At 63.6% G+C, this 23,332-nt stretch carries 22 protein-coding genes; 15 read left to right on the forward strand and 7 right to left on the reverse strand.

The genetic code is table 11. The features are described 5' to 3' along the window. Nucleotides 1-26: 26 nt before the first annotated feature. The 6 genes from AC5Y2L_RS17260 to AC5Y2L_RS17285 all read left to right on the forward strand — a co-directional run bounded on the left by AC5Y2L_RS17260 (nucleotide 27) and on the right by AC5Y2L_RS17285 (nucleotide 7,728). On the forward strand, nucleotides 27-1,514 hold the full coding sequence (locus AC5Y2L_RS17260) for a UbiD family decarboxylase (protein ID WP_499937051.1): 1,488 nt from the start codon (nucleotides 27-29) through the stop codon (nucleotides 1,512-1,514). Further along, on the forward strand, nucleotides 1,511-2,071 hold the full coding sequence (locus AC5Y2L_RS17265; protein WP_499937050.1) for a UbiX family flavin prenyltransferase: 561 nt from the start codon (nucleotides 1,511-1,513) through the stop codon (nucleotides 2,069-2,071). The genes AC5Y2L_RS17260 and AC5Y2L_RS17265 overlap by 4 nt, the downstream gene beginning before the upstream one ends. Before the next feature lie 74 nt (nucleotides 2,072-2,145). Then, complete coding sequence (locus AC5Y2L_RS17270; protein ID WP_499937048.1) at nucleotides 2,146-2,577, forward strand: hypothetical protein; 432 nt, start codon at nucleotides 2,146-2,148, stop codon at nucleotides 2,575-2,577. Continuing rightward, nucleotides 2,564-4,129, forward strand: a complete 1,566-nt coding sequence (locus AC5Y2L_RS17275; RefSeq protein ID WP_499937047.1) for a long-chain-fatty-acid--CoA ligase — start codon at nucleotides 2,564-2,566, stop codon at nucleotides 4,127-4,129. Before AC5Y2L_RS17270 ends, AC5Y2L_RS17275 begins: the two co-directional genes overlap by 14 nt. A gap of 85 nt (nucleotides 4,130-4,214) precedes the next feature. After that, nucleotides 4,215-5,681 carry a cytochrome P450 gene (locus tag AC5Y2L_RS17280; protein WP_499937046.1) on the forward strand — a complete coding sequence of 489 codons (1,467 nt, stop codon included), beginning with the start codon at nucleotides 4,215-4,217 and terminating at the stop codon, nucleotides 5,679-5,681. 1,198 nt (nucleotides 5,682-6,879) lie between these two features. Further along, entirely contained in the window at nucleotides 6,880-7,728 is an 849-nt protein-coding gene (locus AC5Y2L_RS17285) for an adenylate/guanylate cyclase domain-containing protein (RefSeq protein ID WP_499937045.1), read from the forward strand. Between the two features lie 169 nt (nucleotides 7,729-7,897). Here the strand turns inward: AC5Y2L_RS17285 and AC5Y2L_RS17290 are convergent, their stop codons facing one another. The 4 genes from AC5Y2L_RS17290 to AC5Y2L_RS17305 form a co-directional block, all read right to left on the reverse strand. Beyond that, nucleotides 7,898-8,512 (reverse strand): aldehyde dehydrogenase family protein, encoded by a 615-nt coding sequence (locus AC5Y2L_RS17290; protein ID WP_499937043.1) that lies wholly within the window; start codon nucleotides 8,510-8,512, stop codon nucleotides 7,898-7,900. Continuing rightward, the gene (locus tag AC5Y2L_RS17295) at nucleotides 8,457-9,188 is read right to left on the reverse strand and encodes an aldehyde dehydrogenase family protein (protein WP_499937160.1); all 732 of its coding nucleotides are present in this window, start codon (nucleotides 9,186-9,188) and stop codon (nucleotides 8,457-8,459) included. The genes AC5Y2L_RS17290 and AC5Y2L_RS17295 overlap by 56 nt, the downstream gene beginning before the upstream one ends. Before the next feature lie 137 nt (nucleotides 9,189-9,325). Next, complete coding sequence (locus AC5Y2L_RS17300) at nucleotides 9,326-9,976, reverse strand: RES family NAD+ phosphorylase (RefSeq protein ID WP_499937042.1); 651 nt, start codon at nucleotides 9,974-9,976, stop codon at nucleotides 9,326-9,328. Next, nucleotides 9,973-10,560 carry a DNA-binding protein gene (locus tag AC5Y2L_RS17305; RefSeq protein ID WP_499937041.1) on the reverse strand — a complete coding sequence of 196 codons (588 nt, stop codon included), beginning with the start codon at nucleotides 10,558-10,560 and terminating at the stop codon, nucleotides 9,973-9,975. Before AC5Y2L_RS17305 ends, AC5Y2L_RS17300 begins: the two co-directional genes overlap by 4 nt. Nucleotides 10,561-11,212: 652 nt before the next feature. Here AC5Y2L_RS17305 and AC5Y2L_RS17310 point away from each other — a divergent pair. The 8 genes from AC5Y2L_RS17310 to AC5Y2L_RS17345 all read left to right on the forward strand — a co-directional run bounded on the left by AC5Y2L_RS17310 (nucleotide 11,213) and on the right by AC5Y2L_RS17345 (nucleotide 18,421). Then, entirely contained in the window at nucleotides 11,213-12,283 is a 1,071-nt protein-coding gene (locus tag AC5Y2L_RS17310) for a tyrosine-type recombinase/integrase (protein ID WP_499937039.1), read from the forward strand. A 164-nt stretch (nucleotides 12,284-12,447) separates the two neighbouring features. Next, the gene (locus AC5Y2L_RS17315; protein ID WP_499937038.1) at nucleotides 12,448-13,647 is read left to right on the forward strand and encodes a helix-turn-helix domain-containing protein; all 1,200 of its coding nucleotides are present in this window, start codon (nucleotides 12,448-12,450) and stop codon (nucleotides 13,645-13,647) included. Between the two features lie 267 nt (nucleotides 13,648-13,914). Continuing rightward, nucleotides 13,915-14,502, forward strand: a complete 588-nt coding sequence (locus tag AC5Y2L_RS17320; RefSeq protein WP_499937036.1) for a helix-turn-helix domain-containing protein — start codon at nucleotides 13,915-13,917, stop codon at nucleotides 14,500-14,502. Then, nucleotides 14,499-15,131 carry an RES family NAD+ phosphorylase gene (locus AC5Y2L_RS17325; protein WP_499937034.1) on the forward strand — a complete coding sequence of 211 codons (633 nt, stop codon included), beginning with the start codon at nucleotides 14,499-14,501 and terminating at the stop codon, nucleotides 15,129-15,131. The genes AC5Y2L_RS17320 and AC5Y2L_RS17325 overlap by 4 nt, the downstream gene beginning before the upstream one ends. Nucleotides 15,132-15,391: 260 nt before the next feature. Continuing rightward, nucleotides 15,392-16,345, forward strand: a complete 954-nt coding sequence (locus tag AC5Y2L_RS17330; protein WP_499937032.1) for an ATP-dependent DNA ligase — start codon at nucleotides 15,392-15,394, stop codon at nucleotides 16,343-16,345. A 195-nt stretch (nucleotides 16,346-16,540) separates the two neighbouring features. Then, on the forward strand, nucleotides 16,541-16,900 hold the full coding sequence (locus tag AC5Y2L_RS17335; protein WP_499937158.1) for a helix-turn-helix domain-containing protein: 360 nt from the start codon (nucleotides 16,541-16,543) through the stop codon (nucleotides 16,898-16,900). A gap of 103 nt (nucleotides 16,901-17,003) precedes the next feature. Further along, nucleotides 17,004-18,026 (forward strand): hypothetical protein, encoded by a 1,023-nt coding sequence (locus AC5Y2L_RS17340; protein WP_499937031.1) that lies wholly within the window; start codon nucleotides 17,004-17,006, stop codon nucleotides 18,024-18,026. Between the two features lie 245 nt (nucleotides 18,027-18,271). After that, on the forward strand, nucleotides 18,272-18,421 hold the full coding sequence (locus tag AC5Y2L_RS17345) for a hypothetical protein (protein WP_499937029.1): 150 nt from the start codon (nucleotides 18,272-18,274) through the stop codon (nucleotides 18,419-18,421). Nucleotides 18,422-18,458: 37 nt separating this feature from the next. Here the strand turns inward: AC5Y2L_RS17345 and AC5Y2L_RS17350 are convergent, their stop codons facing one another. Together AC5Y2L_RS17350 and AC5Y2L_RS17355 are read right to left on the reverse strand one after the other, a co-directional pair. Next, on the reverse strand, nucleotides 18,459-19,664 hold the full coding sequence (locus AC5Y2L_RS17350) for a hypothetical protein (protein ID WP_499937027.1): 1,206 nt from the start codon (nucleotides 19,662-19,664) through the stop codon (nucleotides 18,459-18,461). A gap of 628 nt (nucleotides 19,665-20,292) precedes the next feature. Continuing rightward, the gene (locus tag AC5Y2L_RS17355; RefSeq protein ID WP_499937026.1) at nucleotides 20,293-20,535 is read right to left on the reverse strand and encodes a helix-turn-helix domain-containing protein; all 243 of its coding nucleotides are present in this window, start codon (nucleotides 20,533-20,535) and stop codon (nucleotides 20,293-20,295) included. Between the two features lie 226 nt (nucleotides 20,536-20,761). Here AC5Y2L_RS17355 and AC5Y2L_RS17360 point away from each other — a divergent pair, with 226 nt between their 5' ends. Beyond that, nucleotides 20,762-22,375, forward strand: a complete 1,614-nt coding sequence (locus AC5Y2L_RS17360; RefSeq protein WP_499937024.1) for a ParB/RepB/Spo0J family partition protein — start codon at nucleotides 20,762-20,764, stop codon at nucleotides 22,373-22,375. A gap of 18 nt (nucleotides 22,376-22,393) precedes the next feature. Here AC5Y2L_RS17360 and AC5Y2L_RS17365 read toward each other — a convergent pair whose 3' ends face one another. Next, nucleotides 22,394-23,173: a coiled-coil domain-containing protein gene (locus AC5Y2L_RS17365; protein WP_499937023.1), complete on the reverse strand. Its 780-nt coding sequence runs from the start codon at nucleotides 23,171-23,173 to the stop codon at nucleotides 22,394-22,396. Between the last annotated feature and the right edge of the window lie 159 nt (nucleotides 23,174-23,332).

The following is a 23,332-nucleotide window of genomic DNA, read 5'->3' on the forward strand; positions in this document are numbered from 1 at the left end:
ACACCACACCCGGTGGAGGAGCCAGTATGAACCCCTTTCCGAGCCTGCGCGACTACCTCGATGCGCTTGTCAAGATCGGCGAGCTCGTCGAGGTGGACCGCGAGGTGGACTGGAATTTGGAGATGGGGGCAATCTCGCGGCGGATCTATGAAACCGGCGCTCCCGCTGCCCTGTTCACCACAGTGAAAGATGCGCCGGGATTCCGAGCGCTGACCGCGCCGGTCGGCACCAGTGCCGTCCCGGGGCAGAAACTGTCCCGGGTCGCGCTCACCCTGGGGCTCGACGCCGGCGCGACGGCTCAGGAAATCGTCGATGCTCTCGTCGCCGCCCGCGGTCGTGAGCTGATCCCGCCGGTGCGACTTGAAACCGGGCCGTGTAAGGAAAACATTCTGCTCGGCGACGATGTCGATCTCACCCGGCTGCCGACTCCGCTGCTGCACGACGGTGACGGCGGGCGTTACCTGAACACGCTCGGCATCATCGTTGTGCGCAGCCCCGACGGGCGCTGGACCAACTGGTCGGTGGCGCGGATCCAGCTGCTCGACGAGCGCCGGGCCACCGGCGTCATCGTTCCGTTCCAGCACATCGGCCAGATCCACGCGCAGTGGCGAAAAGCAGGACAGGACATGCCGTTTGCGCTCGCGCTCGGGGTCGAACCGATGGCGTTGTTCGCGGCCGGCTCACCGTTGCCACGCGATTTGAACGAGGTCGAATTCGTCGGAGCCCACTACGGCGAGCCGGTGCACGTTGTCAAGTGCGAGACCAATGATCTAGAGGTTCCGGCGACCTCGGAGATCGTGATCGAGGGTCGGGTATCCATTACCGAGCTTGCCCTTGAAGGTCCGTACGGAGATTACGGCGGCTACATGTATCCCGACGTGCCGGCGCCCGAGCCGGTGTACTACGTCGACGCGATGACGCACCGCGACGATCCGATCTTTCCGTTCTCGGCGTCCGGTGAACCCGTCGACGAGACGCACACCATCATCATGACCGGCTGGGTCGCCGAGACAGTCGTTGCCATGCGCGCGAAAGGATTACCCGTAGCGCGGGTATGGTCACCGTACGAATCCGCCTGCGGCTGGCTGGTGGTGACGGTCAGCGAGGACTGGCGCGAGATCGAACCCGACGGCCGCGCGCTGTCGCGGCACATCGGCGAGGCGGCGCTGGGCCTGCGGGGCCACGGGACACCGGTGAACACGATCATCGTGGTCGAAGACGACGTCGACCCGTCGAACCTGGCCGAGGTGGTCTGGGCGTTGCAGGGCCGCAACGACAACCGGCCCGAGAATCAGATCCTGATCGAGGGCGTGCTCAACTGGCCCACTATGCCGTATGTGTTTCCGGCCATCGGCGACTACCCGCAGGGGTGGATGAATCCGCGCGCCGTGCACAACTGCCTCCCGCCGGCCGGTGTGACGCTGCCGGTACGCACCGGATTCTCACACAACTACCCCGAGCCGGTCCGCAAACAGGTGCTCGATTGCTGGGAAAGCGACGGTTTCCCGCCATGACGCGCCGTCTTGTCGTCGGCATCACCGGATCCAGCGCGCCGCAGCTGGGTTACGCGATGCTCGAAGCGCTGCACGGCCGCGACGACGTCGAAACACATCTTGTGCTGTCCCGTGGCGCAGAACTGAGCATCAAACTCGAAATGAACATGGCTGCAGGGGAATTCGAGGCGCTCGCCGATGTTGTGCACGATCCGGCGAACCTGGGCTCGTCGATCTCGTCCGGGTCGTTCCGGACTTGCGGAATGGTTGTCATCCCATGCTCGATGAAGACGCTCGGCACGATCGCTCACGGCACCAGCCCCGACCTCATCGGGCGTGCCGCCGACGTCTGTCTGAAGGAGCGGCGTCGGTTGGTGCTGGTCACTCGCGAGACTCCGCTGAACCTGATCCACATCCGGAACATGGAGACGGTGACACTCGCCGGCGCGACGGTGCTCCCGCCGGTACCGGCGTTCTACCACAAGCCGAAAACCATCGAGGATCTCCTGAATCAAACCGTCGGAAAGGTATTGGACCAGTTCGACATCGAGCACGACCTGTTTAAGCGATGGACGTAATTCCAGTGCCGGCGATGGTCCGTCAGGCGCTCGCCGGACGCCCTGATGTCGGCGACTGGGACCCGATATTCCCGTTGCTGACCGTCGACGGATCCGGGTTCCCGCACGTATGCCTGCTGGGCCGCGCAGAACTCGATACCGACGATGCTCATGTACATGTGGTATTGGCCGGCCCGACCACGATTGCCAACGTGCACCGCAGCGGGAAGGCGACGCTGATCGTCTTCGGAATCAACTCCGCAACGTACTGCAAATTGGAGGCGGTGGGGAACGCGGCCCGCAACGCCCCCTTCGAAGCGTTTGTGTTCCGAGTCTCATCCGTGAAGCAAGACGACGCAGGCGTCTCGCTGCAAAAGCCGAATTTTCTTGTGATGAAGCCGATCACGATCTCCGAGCGTTGGGAAGTAACCGCTGAATTGCTGTCAGAGCTTCGGCGACGACGCGGTTCGCGGGCCGTTGCCTCATCGAACGGGCCAGTGAAAGGAGCGCACGATGACAGGCACTGAATCCCACGATCGCATCCTCACCGACCGACTCGAGCACTGGGCGGACACCAAACCCGATGACGTCGCGATCAGTTACCAGGGTGTGAACTGGACCTGGAACCAGTGGCGTAACCGGATCCGTCGGTTAGCCGGCGCGCTTGCCGAACTGGGTGTCGGCCGCGGCGACATCGTCAGCTTCCTCGACAAGAACAGTCCCGCATGCCTGGAAGTCCTGCTCGCCACCGCATCGATCGGCGCCGCGACCGCGGTCATTAACTGGCGCCTCGCCGGCGACGAACTCGACTATGTGATCAATGACGTCGGCTCACGGGTGCTGTTTACCGGCGCACAGTTTGGCGCATCCATCGACGCGATCCGAAAAAGGCTCACCAATGTCGGTTCAGTGGTCACTGTCGGCGGCACAGCCGACGCGTATGAGCAGCTGGTCGGCGCGGCTGCGCCCATCGATCGCCGGGCCGACATCGACGAGGACGATGTCTGCCTCGTTACCTACAGCTCGGGAACCACCGGACGACCCAAGGGAGTCATGCTCACCCACCGCAACGTCGTGGCCCACACCCGCAATGTCGGAGCAGTGTTGCCCTTTGAGGCCGGCGATGCCAACCTCGTCGCGATGCCGTTGTTTCACGTTGGCGGAACGTCCTATTCGCTGTTCGGTATACACGCCGGAGCACCAACGATCATGACCCGCGAACCCGACATACCCACACTCCTCGGCGCCATCGGCGACGGCGCCACACACGCATTCTTGGTTCCGGCGGTGATCGCCGGCATTCTGGCTGCGGACGATCGAACGGTCACGGCCGTGTCCTCGCTGAAGTACCTCGTGTACGGCGCCGCGCCAATGCCGTTGCCGCTGTTGACGAAAGCGCTTGCGGCCTGGCCACGGCTGAAGTTCGTGCAGGTATACGGACAGACCGAGCTGACCGGTGTGATCGCCACCCTGCATCCCGCCGACCATCGTCAGTCCGAACGACCCGAGCGGCTCGGTTCGGCTGGCCGATTAGTGGAAGGAGCCGAAATCCGTGTCGTTGACCCGGCCACCGGGTACGACGCTGGACCCGGCCAGGCCGGCGAATTATGGTTCCGCTCCGCCCAATGCATGAAGGGTTATCTTGACCGCCCCGACGCCACCGCCGAGACCATCACAGCCGACGGCTGGTTGCGCACCGGCGATGTCGGCCGGATCGACGACGGTGGATACCTCTTCATCGAGGACCGCCTCAAAGACATGATCATCACCGGCGGCGAAAACGTTTACTGTGCAGAGGTCGAACGCGTGATCGCGGGCAATCCCGCTGTGCGTGAGGCCACCGTCTTCGGGATCCCTGACGACCATTGGGGCGAATCGGTCGCCGCCGTCGTCGTACCCGAGCCGGAAACGCAGCTGACTGCAAAAACACTTATCGCATACGCCGCCGAGCGGTTGGCGCGTTACAAAGTGCCCAAGACCATCGAGTTCCGCGACGAACTACCGCGAAACGCAAACGGAAAAATCCTCAAACGCGAACTGCGTCAGCCCTACTGGCGCGGCCGGACACGTCAGGTGTGATCTTCGGGCCTGCAACCCTTATCAATCTTGAAAGTCCACGAGTTGGTCCCGCCGAGCGGGAAGCCAGGTACGAAGGAGTCAGATCATGAAGGCGCTTTTCCTCGGCATCGACGAAAACTCGCCTGAAAAAGCTACTTTCGACGATGCGGACCGTGCGCGTGTGGTGGCCCGGGTAATGCAACGGGTAGCTCAGGCCGTGCTGCGCCTGCCCGTCACACCCCGCGTGTTCGCCGAGCCGCCCGTACACAGCGCGCTGCTACCCGTGCGGGGCGACGGCGGCCCACCGGTAGTCGGCTATTCGGTCAACGTTTTGCACGATCTGCTCGAGCTGATCCGCATCAAGACGGCCGCCTACGGTCCCGTGCACTGGTTCAACGCATTTCGCACCCGGCTGGTGGTGCTGGTCGGGCAAGAGGCCGTTGACGAGGTACTGCGCAACCGCAACAAGGCCTTCGCCAACGCGGGTTGGGAATATTTCCTCGGGCCGTTCTTCCCGCGTGGGCTGATGCTCCTCGACTTCGACGAGCACCTTTACCACAAGCGGATCATGCAGCAGGCGTTCACCCGGCCACGGCTCATCGGCTACCTCGACACCATGAACCCCGCAATCCAGCGTGCGCTGGACACCTGGCAGGACGGCGAACTGGCGATGTACACCACCGCCAAGCAGCTCACGCTCGACATCGCGACCGAGGTGTTCGTCGGCGGCCGGCTGGGGGCCGAGGCCACCGAGCTGCATCATGCGTTCACCAGCGTCGTCGAAGCGGCGACGGCCGTGATCCGACACAACATTCCGGGCGGACGCTGGCACGCGGGTCTCAAAGGGCGGCGCGTACTCGAGGACTACTTCCGCAACCAGATTCCGGCCAAGCGGACCGATCCAGGCTCGGACATGTTCAGCGTGCTGTGCCAGTCGCAGGACGAGACCGGGGCCACCTTCACCGACGACGACGTGGTCAACCACATGATCTTCTTGATGATGGCTGCGCACGACACCACGACGACGTCCATGTCGATGATGACCTACTACTTGGCCAAACACCCCGAGTGGCAAGAGCGCGTCCGCGCCGAGAGCCTGGCGCTGGGCAAACCCGCCATCGCCTACGACGACCTCGAGGACCTCCGAGCGCTGGATCTGGTGTTCAAGGAATCGCTGCGCCTGTGTGCTCCGGTCGGCTTGTTGGCCCGCCAGACCGTCACGGACACCGACATCCTCGGCCACTACATTCCGGCCGGAACACGAATCGCCGTTGCCCTTTCCGCGTCACATCGCATGGAGCAATGGTGGAAGGACCCCGACACCTTCGACCCCGAACGCTTCGACGAACCTCGCCGCGAGGACAAAGCCCACCGCGGCGCGTTCGCCCCATTCGGATCCGGGGCCCACAAGTGCATCGGCATGTATTTCGGCGGAATGGAAGCCAAAGCGGTTCTGCATCAAATGGTGTTGCGGTTTAGCTGGTCGGTTCCGCCGGGCTACGAACCGCCGATCGCCTACGGCACCGGGCCCTACCCCAGCGACGGGCTTCCCATTCGGCTGACCCGCCACTAATGAGATTCGGGACGTCGCTGCCCGACAGGAGGAACCTTGTTGGCATCGCCGAGCGCCCTGCTTGCCCGGCACCGCTGGAAGCTGGCACCCGCCCACACACTGCGCGCTCGCCAGCGCCTCGGCTCGACAACCCTAGGTTCCCCGCCGGTGACGCGCTTGTCGCCAGGTACGGAGAGACGCTCGCCTGCCTCGCGCCGAGCGAAGTTGAGCCGATCGCTGCCCGCGCCAGCGCGCAAACTGCGATCGAGCACACAGTGATCGGAACCCTGAGCCGCTATTGGCCAGCGTGCGCCGCATGGCGCACCAACGCCGATCGGCCCGCCGAGCCGGACGTAATTGACTCTTCCGACCCGGTAGTCGCAGGCAAGACTCACGGAGACAAACAAGGCCGATTCAGATTCGGTCTGAAGAGGTGCGAACCACCCAGTGGTACCTGGCTCGGTGCGGCCGGCCCGCGCCGGGCGTCGGAACCGTATCGGCGGGCGTCGGGCGGCCACTACCCGTGCGACCTCTGCGGCGTCGTGCTGTGATGCAATGCTGAGCCATGCGCCGACGCATAACAATAGAGGTTTTAGTCCGCCTGGCATTGGTGGGACTGTTTGGCAACGCCAGCAGCGCCGCCGCGGTCACTGTTTTTGGGCTGTATTTGGCGCCGACGGTACTGGCGGCGGACCAATACGCGGCGCTGCAGCGGCGCAGTCTTCCAGTCCTGGTGATCTTTACCCTCACTGCCCTGATCTTCGCGGCGTGGTGGGTCGTGTGGCATCCATTTGCATCGATCGCACGATGGCTCGGCGAAGACCGTCAGCCAAGTGAATCCGAACGCGAACGTGTGTTGCGATATCCGCGCGATTGGGCGGTGAGGGTATTCGTGATCTGGCTGGTTGCCGCCGCAGTCGCAACGGCAGCCGGCGCGAGTGTTTCCACTAGAGCGATCCCAGCCAGTGTTTTTCCCACCGTGCTGGGCGCCGCCATGACGTGTGCGGTGCAGTATTTGATGGTCGAGCGCGCGATGCGTCCGATCACCGCGTTGGCGCTCGCCGGCCGCGAGCCACCGCCGTCCGGTGGCCCCGGAGTCAGAGCGCGGTTAAGCGCATTCTGGGGGTTGGCAACGGCAGTACCGCTGCTGGGCATCGCCATCTTCGCCGGGCTCGACCTGACGGGGGTCGGGTTCGCTCGGTCCCGCGTTGTCGCGGCGGTGCTCTTCCTCGCGGCGCTGGGTTTGATCGTGGGATTTGCGGCGACGCATTTTGCCGCTACGTCGGTGGCCGATCCGCTTGCCGCGCTAAGGATGGCCCAGGAGCAGATCCGAGCGGGACACTTCGATGCGCGGGTCGCGGTGGAGGATGGCAGCGAGATCGGCTTGCTGCAGGCGGGTTTCAACCACATGGCCAACGGCCTGGGCGAACGGGAACGCTTGCGCCACGCCTTTGGCGCGTTCGTCGATCCCATGCTCACCGAACGCGTTTTGGAAGAGGGCACCGATCTTGCCGGTGAGGATGTCGAGGTCTCGCTTCTATTCACCGACGTTTGTGGGTTTACCGCCTACGCGGAAATCGCTGCCGCGAGCGAGGTCGTTTCGCGGTTGAACGAGCTCTACGACCACATCGTTCCGATCATCCTTCGCCACGGCGGCCACGCGAACAAGTTCATCGGTGATGGCTTGCTGGCAGTGTTCGGCGCCCCCGAGCGCCTTCCCGACCATGCGCATCGTGCGGTCGCCGCCGGCCGCGAGATCGTCGACACGATCCGCCGCCACCGCGATGGGCTGCGCATCGGTGTCGGCATCAACTCCGGGACTGTCGTTGCAGGCACGATCGGCGGTGGCGGCAGAGTCGACTTCACCGTCATTGGTGACGCCGTGAATACCGCAGCTCGCGTCGAGTCGGCCACTCGAGACACCGGAGACGACCTCCTGATCACCCACGCAACACGGGTCAGGCTCGACGACGACAACGCATGGATCGAGCGTGCAGCCGTGCCGCTGAAAGGCAAATCCCAACCGATCAGAATCTACGCCGACCTCATGCCTCGTAAAGAGGTGTAAGTTACCGCGGTCAATCCGAACGCGCCGCGCTGGACGTTAAAAGCGCCGCATGGCGGCATGTTTCGTCACGGCCGGTGTGCCCACCAACCGATCAACGAGTAGGCGCGGTGCTGATTCATCTGCTGAAACGGCGAGACGTTTGGTTCATGGATGATGACGTTGGCGGCTGTCAAAGCCGCAGCAAGCGGCGCACGTCGTGTCCGGCGACGAACTGGAAAGCTTTTTGTACCAACCGCATTCGTCGTGGAGCGTAGGGGAACCAAAGCGGTTCTTTCTTCATCAGCGAGACTCGCGGCACGGTGATGGCCTTGTCCCGGGTGTATCTGCGTACCCCGTGCGCGCCGCCGAACCGCGCACCGGTGCCCGACGCTTTCCAGCCGCCATGAGACAGGGTAAGGGCAAACAGGTTAGTGGCGGCGTCGTTGATGTTGACCGCTCCGGCATCGAGGCGGCGAGCGATCTGCTCCCCGCGTACCCGGTCCCGGGTCCACACTGTCGCCGATAACCCGTATGCGGAATCGTTGGCCAGCCCAATGGCTTCGTCGGCGTCGGCGACCTTGACGAGCGGGATGATCGGCCCAAACGTTTCCTCACACATGCACGCCATCGAGTGGTCGACGTCGATGAGCACCGTCGGCTCGAAGCCCAGTCCTTCACTGGTTGGCGCGCCGCCGATGGTCGCCGTGGCCCCGCGGGCGAGTGCGTCGGCGACGTGGCCCGCGACGATGTCACGCGGGGCAGCCGGTGGCCATCGACGCGACGTCGACGGTGAAACCGTCAGCATCCCAGCCATGCCGCAGCTTGCTTACGGCATCGGTGAGGCGGGCGACCAATTCGTCGTAGACGGGGGCTTCAACGTAGACCCGTTCGATCGACACGCAGGCCTGGCCGGCGTTGAACAGTGCGCCCCAGGCGATGCCAGCCACGGCGCGGTCCAGGTCGGCGTCGGCGAGCACGATCGCGGGATCCTTGCCGCCGAGTTCGAGGCTGTAGGGGATCCGCCGGTCGATCGCGCGGTGCGCGACGATCTGGCCGGTGCGCGTGGATCCGGTGAACTGTACGTAGTCGACATTGTCGACGAGGGCCTGACCGGTCTGCCCGCTGCCGGTCACGACCTCGAACACCTGCGGGGCCCCGATTTCTCGCCATCCGCGCGCCATCTCCAGGGCCGACAACGGCGTGAATTCCGACGGCTTGAGCAGGACCGCGGCCCCGGCCTGCAGCGCCGGCAGAACGTCGAAGCCTGGGGTCAGGACGGGGAAGTTCCACGGCGTGATCACGCCGACCAGCGGATAGGGCTGACGCACCACAGTGAGCTTCTTGGGCGCCGAGAGCAGGCCCGAGGGCTTGACCGTGTCGTCGGCGAGGAACTTTGCTGCGTTGGCGGCGTAATAGTTGAGCACTTCGCAGATCGCGGGCACCTCGATGACCGCCTCTGCGCGCGGCTTGCCTGACCTCATCACGCTGTGATTTTGTGATCGGATTAGCAAACCTCAGATCGGCGCGAGCGAAACGGCACACGCACGAGCTTCGATGGCGTCCGTTCATCCGCCACTGGTCGTCACGGCCGGGGGGAGGTTATCGACCTTGTCGCGGCTCAGATGACGGAGTAGCCGAGTCGTTCTGCGGCACCGGCAAGCCGGGAGATCAACGCCGGATGGGTAAGGGGCAGGGCGATGATCGGACGGCGGGGCATCGCGGTGCCGGCGGGCAAGAAGAGCGCGGCGCACGGGTGTCCGGCGAATCGGCTGTTGTAGCGCACGCCATCGAGATCGGGGAAGGCATCGACGATGGCGCGCGCCCAGCGTTGTGTGATCAGATGAGGCGCGGTCGAGATCGCGAAGGTCCCTCCGGCTCGGGTCGCCCAGGCCCCCCTGCTGTCGGCGGCAAGGTCCAGTAAGTACAACGGCCGGGTGAACGCCAGCCCGGCCAGGTAGGGACGCTCGCGAATACGATCGATGGTGCGATCGCCCTGGAACGCCTCGGCCAGGGCTGCATCGAGGGTGGCTGCTCCGTACCACACCGCGCAGTCGGCATGTTCGCGGACAGGCTCTGGATGCGGATCAAAGCGCAGCACGGGGCCGTAGTGACGAAATTCCTTCCACCCCAAGACAAAATCGCCCTCGGTGCGGTGTACGCGCCACCAGATCTCCGAAGTCGCCACAATGCGTAGCTCGTTGTCGTGGATGCCGATTTCGCGCAGCCGCAATCCAGGCGGCGGTTCGGGCAACGTGGCGTCACGGGTCACCGGCTGGCCCAGTCGCCCGCCTCCACGAGACGCAGGACCGGGTCGACGTCGCCGCCGCTTTGCAGCCACTGCAGCGGGGGTACGGGCCGACCTCCCAGCGCCAGATCCGGATGAGGGGTGCGCAGGAACCCCGCCACCGCCACTGGATGCAGGCTAGGGGCCAGCGCGGCGAATACCCGGTCCAAACCCCGAATCTGCTTGTGTGGCAGCCCGGTCTGGGGGTCAGTCTCGAATTGCAGCGCCGGAAACACCCACGTGCCGTTGTCGTTGATCGCCCACAGCGTTCGGGCAAGCCGGCGCTGGCGTACGCGCGACTCATTGACGTTCAACGCCGTCGCCACTTGGCGAGCCGGGTAGGCGGTGTTGACCAACAGCGCCATGTGAGCCACCGTGTCGGCGGCGACTCGAGCGTAGGCGTCGGGGTCTTCGGTGAAACCGGCGTCGTCGAGCAGACGCGCCTCCTCAGGGGATAGTTCTGCCGCCCAGGGTCTGATGGCCGGCAACGTTTTGAGCGCGGCGAGCATATCTTCGCGGCGAAGCCCGAACTTCTGATACAACAGGGTGTCGAGTTCGTCGGCACTCATTGACCAGCCCTCCATAGCTAACGTCGACTAACAACGTAGTCTCACGTTAGCAGATCCGCAAGGCCACGGACGCCACACGCACCAGCAGCTAATCATGCGACCATCGACCCGGGGGGAGAGGGCTACGGCATACGATTGGGACACAGTGCGCCGACGTCGAAACGATCGACCGCGCGTCCATGGTCTTGCCGGTATGTCGACTACTCTAGTACTGGTTCAAATCGCGGCACATAGCTTGGCGTCCAAAAGGGTGGAAGTAATTGCGCTGTCGGCAGTTTCATGGTGTTTTACTCCGCCCTGGATTACGTCACTGTGACGAAAGATGGTCGGCCGCAGGGGTTTCCACTCCGCGGGCTGCTGAGCGTGTTCTCGTGCTGCAGGGAGCACATGCGGCCAAACAACTGAATGCACCAGCGCACCAGCGGCAACCTCTCGGCCTCGGTTAGCCAATAACGTCGATCTGTTGACCGAACCACGATCGTGTCGCTTAGGTCCCCAACCAAACTCGGCAGGCCTTTCGATTCGTCACGGTGACGCGCTTTACGCTTGGCTCCAGCGCATGCCGCGTGGAAGGCACAGTACAACAGCAACAGGTCACGATCGTTTTGATGGATAAGATAGATTATCCATCTTTTTGCGGTAGCGTGCAGGGATGCCCGACCACCGCGCTGCCGCACTCCAGACGCTCCATGATCGCGCGGAAACCTCGGCGCCCGAGGCGGATCCGTTCCCGGACTGGTTCACCGCGTTCCTGCAGGATCGTCAGACCCGCAAACCCTCGGCGCACACGATGAAGGCGTACCGCCAGGACTTCGTGGCCATCGCCAGCCTCGTCACTGAGGGCGATCCCGCGTCGATGGCCATAGCTGACATAACGAAGGAATCGATGCGAGCGGCGTTTGCCACCTACGCCGAAGGTCACGAAGCCGCATCGATCCGCCGCTGCTGGTCGACGTGGAATGTGTTGTGCACCTTCCTGTACACCGGCGAGCAGCTGACCGCCAATCCGATGCAGCTGGTCGGTCGACCCAAACTGGCCAAGGCCCTCCCGAAGGCCCTCCCCCGCAGCGCCGTCGAAGCCCTGTTGGAGACTGTCGCGCAGGATCGCAACTCGAAGCGTCAAACCGACTGGGCTGAGAGAGATCTCGCCATCATCCTCACAGCCCTGCTGGCCGGACTGCGTGCCGAGGAACTCCGCGGGGCCAATGTCGGCGACATCCGCACAACCGACCACGGCGCGGCAATCATCCACGTCAAGGGCAAAGGTGGCAAGCAGCGCAGCGTCCCGATCGAAGCCGAACTACTCGCGGTCATCGAAAGCTACCTCGATAGCCGGGCTGTGCGCTTTCCTGATCCTGAAAAGCGCAGAGCCACAACAGGATCTGGACTCACGCGATGGTCGGCGAGGTCCCCGCTTTTCGTTGGGCGCGATGGTCAGCGCATCACCCAGGGAACCTTGCAGTCGCGCATCAAGCGGGCGTTCAAACGCGCCGGCCCCGACGCCCAACCGGTCCCCGGCGCCCTGATACACGGACTACGGCACACCTACGCCACCGAGCTCGCGAGTGCAGACGTCTCTGTTTACACGCTGATGAAGCTGCTTGGGCACGAATCAATGAGCACGTCGCAGCGATACGTCACCGCAGCCGGCAGCGAAACGCGCAGCGCCGCAGCACAAAATCCGCTATACGCGCTGATTCCGGATGAGGGTGAGAACTGCTAGGTGTGCGAAAGGCTTGCGTGTCATTCCGTCCCATTTAAGGATTCATGACTCCGGACGACCACTTCGCCGCCAGGGCATGATATTAGCGATTATGTCAAGTCACCCTTGGCAGATACGCATATTCATGCTTGACTACCTATGACGGTCGCACAATACTTGGCGGTATGGCAAGCCCCCGCCTCGTGGCGCTGATCGATCACTACAAGAATGCGCACGGCGTCAGTGACGCCGAACTAGCCCGCCGGATCGGGATTACCCGGGAAAATCTCCGGTTGTGGCGCGTCAATGGCGTGCGACGCCTACCTGAGCGAGACAATCTGGCCGCGGTCGCACGCATCATCGGCCGGCCCTATCGCCAGGTCCTCTCAGCGGCGCTGTTCGACACCGGTTATCTGACAGCACCCGAGACGACGGCTCCCCGCCCGTACGACGAAGTCCTCTACGACGCCATCGGCGCCTTAACCGAAGCTGCTCATCTGACGAATCAGCCGATGCGCCAAACCAGTTCAAGCCAATGGGAACCTGATCCCGACCCCCGCGCTGCACTGCCGATCGACTGGGCCGAGTTCGTCACCCACGCCCTGGCCGGCGCCGCGGCCAACGTCGGCAGCACAGAGCAGATCCTCGCCGGCCGACCCGGCTCCTGGGAAGCTGAGCGGGTCCGCGAAACCCTCCAGTCCACAGTCGGCGTCGACGACGAATACCTGCTAGAGCACCGCACCGAACCCGTCATTATCGACCTGTGGGCCGAAAGCATCCTGGACCACATCAACGACACCACCTACGACGATTACCGGGAGGCGGAGCTGGAACTCGCCGCGCGCGAAGAAGCTATCCCCGAGCCCAATGACCTGCCCCCAGGCCCCTTCGCTGCCGATGATCCGCGCATCGCCGGCGTGGACTGGCTGAGCGTAGACGACAACGGCTATCTCGTCGTCCAGCCCACGGCGGGCTGGAGCGACGATCCCGCCGACATCGCACTCCTCACCGAACTCACGAACGAGGCACAGACCAGCCGGCCTCCCACTGCGGGAGAAATCGCTTACGACGAAGCCCACCAAGCCATTACGGACCTCTGGGATGCGCTGGCGGCACAAGAACGCCGCGAGTACGCCGACTATGCCGAGCGGCTCACCAACGCTGTACAGACTCGCCTCGCGGCCCTGAACCTCCCTACCCCGAGCATCGTCAGCATCACCGTCGCACCCGAGGGCGCGCGCTCCGATGACTTCGACGCGCACGCCCCAGCCACATACCCGCGCAACGCAATCGAGGCGGCGATCCACGACGCGATTGTCCAGACCCCTACTCCCTCGACACTGGCCGGCACTCCTCTAGCTCGGCTCGGGCTAGCTCAGCAGTGATGCGGTCACCGTAGCCCCCTGGGAGGACGACAGCTGTGAGTTGGCTGCGAAGGTCGAGCAGTCGTTCCACAACTTCATTGGCGTGGACGAATATTCACTTCGAGAGTCTCATCGTTGACTCGGACCGGCCGACGACTAAACCTGCCACGCGAGCCCATCGGTGCAGAGATGACCGGCGCCAGACGGCCAGTTCGCCCCAGGGTGGCCCCCCGTCTCCGATTCACAGCGTGGCGCACATCAGCGCATCTGTATGCTAGGATGTGCGGTATGAAGGGATCTGCTGCTCCTGCGTTGAACGCTCTATTGGCCAAGCACCAGATTGACCTGACCGTCGAAGAGGTCCTCGACGAGCTGGACTCCGCATTTGCGGCAATCCCCGGGCCAACCAGCCTGTCGAGCACAGAATTGGACTTCCTTCGCACGCACGCCGGGCCCGGTGCAGCAGCAATGATCGACGCCTGGTCGCTGGAGGACGAACGTCAGGCCCGCGCCCGCATCGCGGTGCGCCAGCTCACCGGCGCGCTCTCAGGATCAGTCAGCATAAAAGAAGCCGCCACCATCCTCGGCGTCGACCGCTCCCGCGTGTCGCGGCGCATCACCGGACAAGCATTATGGGCCTTCGATCTTCAAGGAAGCCGGCGCATCCCGAGATGGCAGTTCCTTGGTGATGAACTGCTTCCCGGTTTAGACGTCGTCGTCCCCGCCATACCACGTGGCACCACCCCCGCGGTTCTAGAAGTGTTCATGCATACCCCGCAGCCCGACTTCGATCAACGGACGCCGATCGAGCATCTGGCCGCTGGCGGCGACCCCGCGTTGGTTGCCGGATTCATCGCGGATCTCGGCCGCTGGTGAGCCCCGGGCCCAAACCGAAGGCGCCACGAACGCCGCCAGAACAGCTCAGCAGGGAACCTGCCGACATTGCCCACTACACCGGCACCCTATGGCGGGTCCACCGCACCCAAGGCGAGTACGTACTGCCATGGAACAAGCTGCGAACCTACGGGCCACTGCCGTCGATGCGCTGGGACCCCCACCCAGGCCAGGAGCCCAGCTCGACCGCTGAAGGCGTCCTGTACGCCGCCACCGATGTCGCAACCAGCCTCGCCGAGGTCTACCAGACAACACGTGTGATCGACACCCGCGTCGGCGCACCGGCCCTCACCGCCTGGCAACCCCAACGCAGACTGCTTCTGCTCGACTTGTCCGGAACGTGGCTGCTCCGCAACACTGCGTCAGCTGCACTGCTGGCCGCACCGCGAGCCATCTGCCGACGGTGGGCCCGCGCGATCCACATGACCTGGCCCGAACTCGACGGCCTATACGTCCCCTCGACAATGACTGGGGGCCCGAACATCGTGCTGTGGAGCGCCGCCGCGGACTCGATCCCCGCGATGCCGTCGTTCTCCCGCCCACTTTCTCACCCGCTCGTGTGGTCGATCGCGCGCGCGGCAGCCGCCGAGATCGGCTACCGCATCCTTTGACCTCCCCCGCGCCCCGAGGCTCATCGCCGGCGCGGCAGAACCGGATCGCCACGCACGGACCACCGATGGCGGCCTCCCATAGCGCAACTCGCATCACTTCACTTGCGCGCCAAAGTAACCTGGTCAGGATTCCGATATACACTGCCGCCCACCATTAACTCGGCCCGCAGGTGTTACACCCAAGGATCCGATGGCCCAGCCCCCGACCGCGAACAGAGATCCAACTCATGGATATATCCAGGATAATGGGCACGTGAATTGTGGTCCTCCCCCGTTTCCGGCCGGTCCGATGCTGGCCACCGCTGGTCGACCACCCGCGGGCCCAGGTTGGGTCGCCGAGGCCAAGTGGGACGTCGCTGTATTGCTCGAGTCCACCCGGGAGGCGTCGACTGGTCAGCAGGCCAGGCAATAACCTGGTGCCTCGTTTTCCCGATCTGGTCGCCGCATTGAAAACGGTCGTGCGCGGGCACACCGTGCTTTTGGATGGCGAAATCATCGCTGCCGGCCAGGACGGGCGGCCCGACTTCGGGCGCCTACAGCGGCGCTTGCGCGTTATGAAACCAACTGCCGGCCTTCGCGCCGCTGTCCCGGCGAACTACTACTTGTTTGACATCTTGCATCTCGACGGAACAGAGCTCACAAAGCAGCCGTTTGCCGAGCGGCGCGCCGTGCTGGAAAGTCTTGGGATAGGTCGGGGTGACACGATCGCTGTACCGCCGTCCTGGGCCGACCTCGACGGCCGCGTATTGCTCGATGTAGCAACGGATTTAGGGCTTGAAGGCACGGTGTTCAAGCGTGCAGATTCGACGTATCAGCCTGGCCGGCGCTCACGGTCATGGGTGAAGACCGTCATCCGTCGCAGCACGGTGGTGGTGGTGATTGGCTGGGTGTCCGGCCGAAGCGAACCTGTTGGTGGCCTGGTCTTGGCTGCTTACGACGACACTGGAGCGCTGGTTAATGTCGGCGCCGTCAGTTCGGGGCTAACCGCCGTAGCTAAGAAGTTGCTCTATAAGACCTTGTGCGACCTGGAAGTTCGGCTGCCACCATTCTCGAATCCCGGCAAGGGAATGACGTCTGGTCGCGTCCATTGGGTACGTCCAAAGCTCGTCGGCATAGTCGAGTATCGAGATTTCACCGGGCGTTTGCGGCACCCAGCATGGAAAGGCCTGATCGACGTTGCCGCCACGGAGGCGCATCTGCCGCCGTCAAGCTAGATCCTGCGGAGCGCCGTAATGAACTGCGGCACAGTGACCTTCACTTGGGGCCTCATCTGCAGATAAGCCAGCCTGGGGACTTGCATCGGCGCCGATTTTTTCGGCGGAAGCGGCATCCCCGGCGAGCCAACTAGCGCGCGTCGCACTAGCAGCTGGGTGTGCGCCCTTTTAGGGTAGCATGGGTGCGTGGCTACTATGAGTCCTCGAACGCAGCAAAGCGTTGACGCATGGGCTGGCAGTGTTCTGCGAATAGCCCGCGCGAAGACAGGCTTGACGCAGCGCCAGTTGGCCGCAAAGGCGGGGGTTCCCTACAGCACCATCGCCAAGATCGAGTCGGGTACGCGCCAGCCTACTCATCCCACCATGGCGAAACTCCTTGCGGCCGTTGATCTGGCGCTGTCCACACGTCTGGTGCCCTACGACGATCACGACGACGTATTGTGGCACCAGGAGCAGCGGCGCACCCCCTCGGAGCGCGAGCAGATGAAGGCCGAACAGGACCGGCATGGCTCGCGAGGCAACAAGTGCCTGACTCTGACCCCGCATCCATTTTGAAGATGCTCGCCCGCCACGACGTCGGCTACGTGCTGATCGGCGGTTACGCCGACGGAGAGCTGCACCGACTCCGCAACGGCGGCCATCCACAACGAGGAACGTCATGAAATTCAAACGGCGAAACGCCGCCGACCTCGCCGACTTAATCTGCGGAAACCTCGGCTCCGACAATCCAGGCTTCGGCGAGAAGCCCAAATACTTCCCCTACCGGTCAAGCAGCTACATCACCGAATTCTTCGCCGACCTCGATACCGACTGGGTGCATGACGGCTCGACTCGACAATGGTGGGTTACCGACGTCATCGAATCCATCCTCAACGAACCCCACGACGGGCCGCACCAACCTTCGCAGACCTTCTGCCGCCTGATCGACCAACTCATGGACCCACGCGAGGCCCTCAACGAAGGCGCCGACCGTCCTAACGCGCTAGCGCAACTCAACGAGGTACTCACTCGAGAAGGATTCGAAGCCTTCTACGCCGACGACCGCCACTGCTATCTACGCCACCTCGGCAACAACACCGTCACCAACCTGCAAGCCAACCCCCACCGGCCGCTCACATCTGCCGAAACCCAAAGGCGCACAGACTTATCCGCATACCTCGAGACCTGCAGCGAAGACGAACTCATCGAGCACATCCTTCTGCCGCTTTTCCGCCAACTCGGCTTTCACCGCATCACCGCGGCAGGCCACAAAGACAAAGCACTGGAATACGGCAAGGACATCTGGATGCGCTACACCCTGCCCACCCAGCACCGCCTCTACTTCGGAATACAAGCCAAGAAAGGCAAACTCGACGCCTCCGGAGTCACCAAGACCGGCAACGCCAACATCGCCGAAATCCACAACGAGGCACTGATGATGCTGGCCCACGAGATCTTCGACCCTGAACACAACAAACGAGTCCTGGTCGACCACGCCTTCATCGTCGCCGGCGGCGAAATCACCAAGGCAGCACGGAACTGGATCGGCAACGCCCTCGACGCTTCCAAACGCAGCCAAATCATGTTCATCGACCGCGACGACATCCTCAACCTTTACGTCGTAACGAACCTGCCGCTGCCAGCCGCAGCGTTGCCCGACACCCCCGACCCGTGGACTACCGGAGAGGAACCACCCTTCTAGACGGCATCCCCGTGGGGACACCGTTACAGATAAGACTGTTACCAACGACATGCACGAGCACTCGCAGTCACGTGGGTAACCGTCTTACACACCCTGTTCGCCGTTACAGATAAGTCCTTGCAGGGCATTGGCATTCTCAACTTGACGACCCGTTTCGGGGATCTCGACCTCACGTTTGCGCCCTCCGGCTTTGCCGAGGGCTTTGATGCATTGCAGGCGGGCGCTGCGGCGATGACATCGAGGGTGTGCGTGTTCTCGCCGCAAGCATCGCCGACGTCATCGCGTCGAAGGAAGCCGCGGGGCGTGACAAAGACATCGGGGCAGTGCCCCGGCTTTTCCGGCTGCGTCAGCAACGGGCTGCGCCCGAGCGGTCGCCAGGGCTGGAAATCGACTGAAACGTCAACGGTCACATGCTAATCCGCGTGCGCCGAGTTACTGCGTTGCGCTCACCAATCGGTCAATATCGTTGCGATGCAGTGTGAGTGGGGATTTCAGAGTGATGAGAACGTCGCGTAGTGCGCATGGTTCTTCGCGATCGTCTATAAATTCGAATTGGTCATTTCCCGACAGTGTTGTGTTGATGTCGGCGCAGAGTTCTTTGATGGCGATGGCCAGCCCTCGAGCACCCGAACCGTCGTATCCGAGAAGGTAGGGTTCACCCTTAGTTTCGGGCATGATCCACGGTGTGCCGTTCTGGTCGGCGGCAAAGACGAAGTAGTCACTCCTGAATTGACCTGGCGTCAGACCGATATCGATACTTTGCAACGGCCCGACGGCGTGGCGAAGCCGTGATCCCGTGGTCGCATAGATCGTAGTCGGCGTTTCCACGATCCAGCAGTCTGGCTGCAACGGGTCATATAAACACTGACGAGGGCATGCCCGGTCGCTTTCGGGAATCCTTGCGTAGATCCAGCTGAATCCGAGTTCGTCGCTTCGCCGTGGATGCTTTAGCGGACGCAAGCGCTCGCGCCACCGCTGGGCAAGTGGCCCAAGTTGGCTTCGGTCGATGGTGCTCATTGAACCGAGGACGGGTTTCCACAAGCCCCAATAACCCCAGGAACCATCCCCGAGCGAGCCGATCAGAAGCGCAGTTTCCGCGTGTCGGGGATCGGCGCGAAGGTGCAGAAGCCTGGCGCGTTCGTCTTCGGAAAGCGGCGGCGGCGCAGTTGTGTCGACGTCGGGGGTGGCCGCCAGCAGCAGACCGGTCTGACTTGTCATGGCGCTCGCGGACTGCGGAATCAGTTGCAGGTTTTGGGCCGCGGCGTAATTGATGATGCGGCATGCGCGGCCAAGAAGTCGTAGCAGATCTGAATCGTCTTTGCATGCGTCGATAAGGGCTGCAGAAAAATACCTGATCTGGTACTCGGAGCGATACCGCGGCGTGATCTTGCGAACCTGGCCAGGTCGCCAGGCCGTGATGACGTCCGCGTCGATGAGACCTGCCGGCCAGTACGGGACATCGGTGCGCAGTAGGTATGCCAGATCCGACCACGAGAAGTCGTGGCGCCAACGGCTAAGCGGGTCATCGTCGGATCGCGTGTTGTTGTCGCAAAATCCAATCCCACGGTGCCGTCTTGGCTCATTTCGGCTGGGGTACAGGGGGTCGGGTGTACGGCTTTCGACGTCGGTGACCACCACGACAGTCGGCGCATCTTGGCGCTGGCTGGCGATTTCTCCGGCGAGCTGGTGGGCGACGTCGATGCTCCATGGTTGGTCTGGATAGGCGACGATGACGCGGCCACGGCCATCGGATGGCTGCCAGAAGTGCAATACCCCCTGGTTCCATCTCCAGCCTTTGCAAACTTCGAAACGCTCAGCCCCCAAGAAGGCAGCCGGCTCACCACAAGACGATGACGGTAGCGGATATAACCGAGGGACTCGTCCGCGTAAGCGAGGCCGGTATCTGTCGATGAAGTCATAAACGGTGGCCAGCCGCCAGTAGTTCTTCCCGTCAACTTTCTCATCCGGGGCGGGAAACCCTTCGGCGCCGCCGACCGCAAGATATTGCCGGATTGACTGCGGTTTGACCTGTAGGAGGGTGGCTACAGAGTCCGCTGACAGTCGCATGGTGTGCCAGGAAGTCCTCCGTCGCACGTCATCCCAAGTCATGCCCGGGACTATATGGGGGCGGATAAGGTGCGGCTAGTCGGGTGCGATGCCGCCGCCAGACAGGCCCGCGGCCCCGCATGATCCATGACGGAAGGGTGCGGCCCGACGCAAAGCGCTTCTGTGTCACCGGGGCCAAAGGTCCCTTGCTGATCCCGTGCTATGTGACGTCTTTGAGCAGGGCCGCTGGCGTCACGCCGAAGTGGTCGGCGATGTCGAACAGTCGCACGATGGAGATGTTGCGTTGTCCGGCTTCCACTCCGGTGAGAAACCAGCGGTCGATACCGGTGGCTTGTGACATTGCACTCTTGGTTTCCCCAGCCGCTTCTCGCAAGGCGGTGATGGCCATTCCCAGGGCGGCCAGACGCTGCTGGTCACGCTCCGCTCGTTCACTTCCGCCCATGGATGCCTACTATAAGCCACAGTTCGGCGCGTTCGCAGACGCTACTTCCGAGTGGCCAGGGAAAGCTCAATTTTCGGTCAGGCCTGTTACCTGAAAACGGTTTATCCACAGTGGATTTCAGTCCGTCCACAGCTGCGGTTTCGTCGTCGGTCGTTTAACCCGCCGCACTCCGCGCCGCTGCTAATATGACTACTATAGTAGTCACCACGACAGGAGGGTACCCATCATGACCGAAGCCGCATCCACATCTGGCACACACGCCCCGCACCCGCGGGGCGTGCTAGAGCATCTGGATCCGAACACACTCGCGCTCGAGGACAACGTGCGCGACGGCGCCACCGCCGGCCCCCGCTATGCCGAATTGGTGGCCAGTGTCGGACAATATGGAGTCCTGTCGGCACTTACCGGGGTGCGCAGCGCCCAAGGTGTGGTGAGGGTACGCGATGGGCAGCGCCGGCTGCTGGCCGCGCGCGACGCGGGCCTCACCAGCGTGCCGGTGTACGTGACTGCGGATACCGCCGAAAACGAGCGGACGCGCACCGTGGCGCGCATCACCGAGCAAATCGTGGCCAATGATCACCGTGCACCCCTGACGGAAACCCAACGCGCCAAAGGCATTCAGCAACTCCTGCTAGAAGGGCTGACACCAGCCAAGGTCGCCAAGTCGTTGACCGTCCCCAAAACGCTGGTTGAGGCCGCCGCCACGGCCACGGCGTCCGAGCAGGCGATGGTCGCCTTGTCAGCCGGCGCCCAGCTCACCATCGCCCAAGCCGCCGTCCTGGCCGAGTTCGACGGCAACCACGAGGCGGTGCAATATCTCGTCGCGGCTGCCAGCCACGGTGAGTTCGACCACCGGGTGGCCGAGCTGCGGCACAAAGCCGCCGCCCATGCGGCACGCGAGACCGCGCTAAAGCCGTTGCGCGACACCGGGTATCGCATCCTCGAGGAGAGGCCAGGTTGGTCATCGGAGCTGATGGCCACTCGGCTAGACCGCCTGTGTGATGATCACGGCAACACCGTCTCGGCCCAGTCCACCCAACGGTGTCCGCAGGCGTGGGCCGTCTGGCTTGAAGAAGTCGAGATCTATTTGGACAACCGCACCGGCGAGGAGGTCGACGAGGGTGACGTCGACTGGGACATCGACGCCGCCGACCACGACGCCACGCCGGATGACGGCTATGTTCATCCCCGATTCATCGAGCAGCGCAACATTTTTGAACCCGAGTTCTTCTGCCTGGACACCGACACCGCCGGCGTGCTGACCCGCTCGCAGTACTACCAGCGCGCCCACCACGGCGGCGCCGCAACCGCAGGCCAGGACGCCGAGGAACGCAAAGAGGCCGAGCGCCGCGAAAAGCGCAAAGTCGTGGCGCTCAACAAACTCGGCCACGCCGCCATCGAGGTCCGCCGCGCCTGGGTCAAAGAGCGCCTACTGGCCCGCAAGACACCCCCAACCGGTGCAGCTTTGTTCGTCGCGGCCCAGCTGTGCGAGCACCCCAGCCTGCTCAGCGCCCCAAACGCCGCCTCGACCGCCGCCGAACTGTTAGGCATTACCCCGCCCGACACCACCGCGGCCACGATCGCCGCACTGCCACCCACCGGCGACCCCCGCGCCACCGTGCTCATCCTGGGCCTGGTGCTCGGTGCGCTCGAAGCGGAAACCCCCAAAGACGCCTGGCGGCGCCGCTACACCAACTACAGCAAGGACTACCTGCTGTTCTTGTCCGACAACGGCTACGAACTGTCCGACATCGAAAAAGTCATCGCTGGCAAAGCAAAAGCCGAAACTCTTTACGCCACAATCGCCAAGACCGCATCCAAACCGCCAAACGGGCGCTGATCCCGCCTGGGGCGGCGGTTACTCGCGGCCCCAGGGAACCGGCCCTGAGATCCGCATCGCCAACGGATCGACCCCTTCGGCAGGCTCAGCGAAAGCCCGCCACCCGAAGATGGGCGGTTCGCCAGGTGGTAAATCGGCAGCGAGCCGATCCGCACGGCTGACGAACAACGCGTTGAGCGCTTTTATGTCGGCCCGCCGGTCACTGAGGGATCTGACTTCGTCGCGCATGACGAGCACCTCAACCTCGCGAACCTGACACCGGCTGTTGGTGCAGCACAAGCGGATGCGTGCATCGTCAGCAGCAACGTCGTGTTGTGACACCAGGCAGGTGTGCTCGCCGCAGAACAAGCACCCGACGGGCTCGCGATGGGTGCGCACGTAGGGTGGCGTACCCGCCGCCCAGCCCTGACCCGGCCCAGTCCCCCACACTGGCCGCACGTACTGCGGCGCGAAGTGGGCCAGGATGCGCACATCGGTGCGGTTCTGGGTAGCCGCGGTGCCGTCGTCGACAATGATGACCTCGACCTCCCGGGCGTCGCAGTCCGGGCTGTCGCAGTACACCGCCACCCGGCCGGGGTCCGCCGGCATATCGGTTGCTGAGGTGATGACGTTGTCCTCTCCGCAGAAGTAGCATGTGGCGTCTTGGCCGCGGCGCCGGATGGCCGGCGTGTCCCCCCGGCGCCACCGGGCCAGGCCGGTGCTGTCGGTCACGGCGCGTAGCGCATCGGCCAGTCTGGTGTTGGGATGGTCTTGCTGGTAGACGCGCGCGGCCCTCTTGATAGCCGAATTCTTGGTCACGAGATGTCTTCCTCACTTGGAATTAGCGGCATGCCCCGTACCCATGCCGCCACTCAACAAGTGACAGGCGAACCGCGGATCCAGTGGACCTTGCCCTCAAATGCCGGAGGCCCGTACGGGTGCCTATGCGACTCGGGGTAGCTGCGCGGAGCAGCCGGT

It is taken from the genome of Mycobacterium sp. NGS66, from assembly GCF_059812225.1.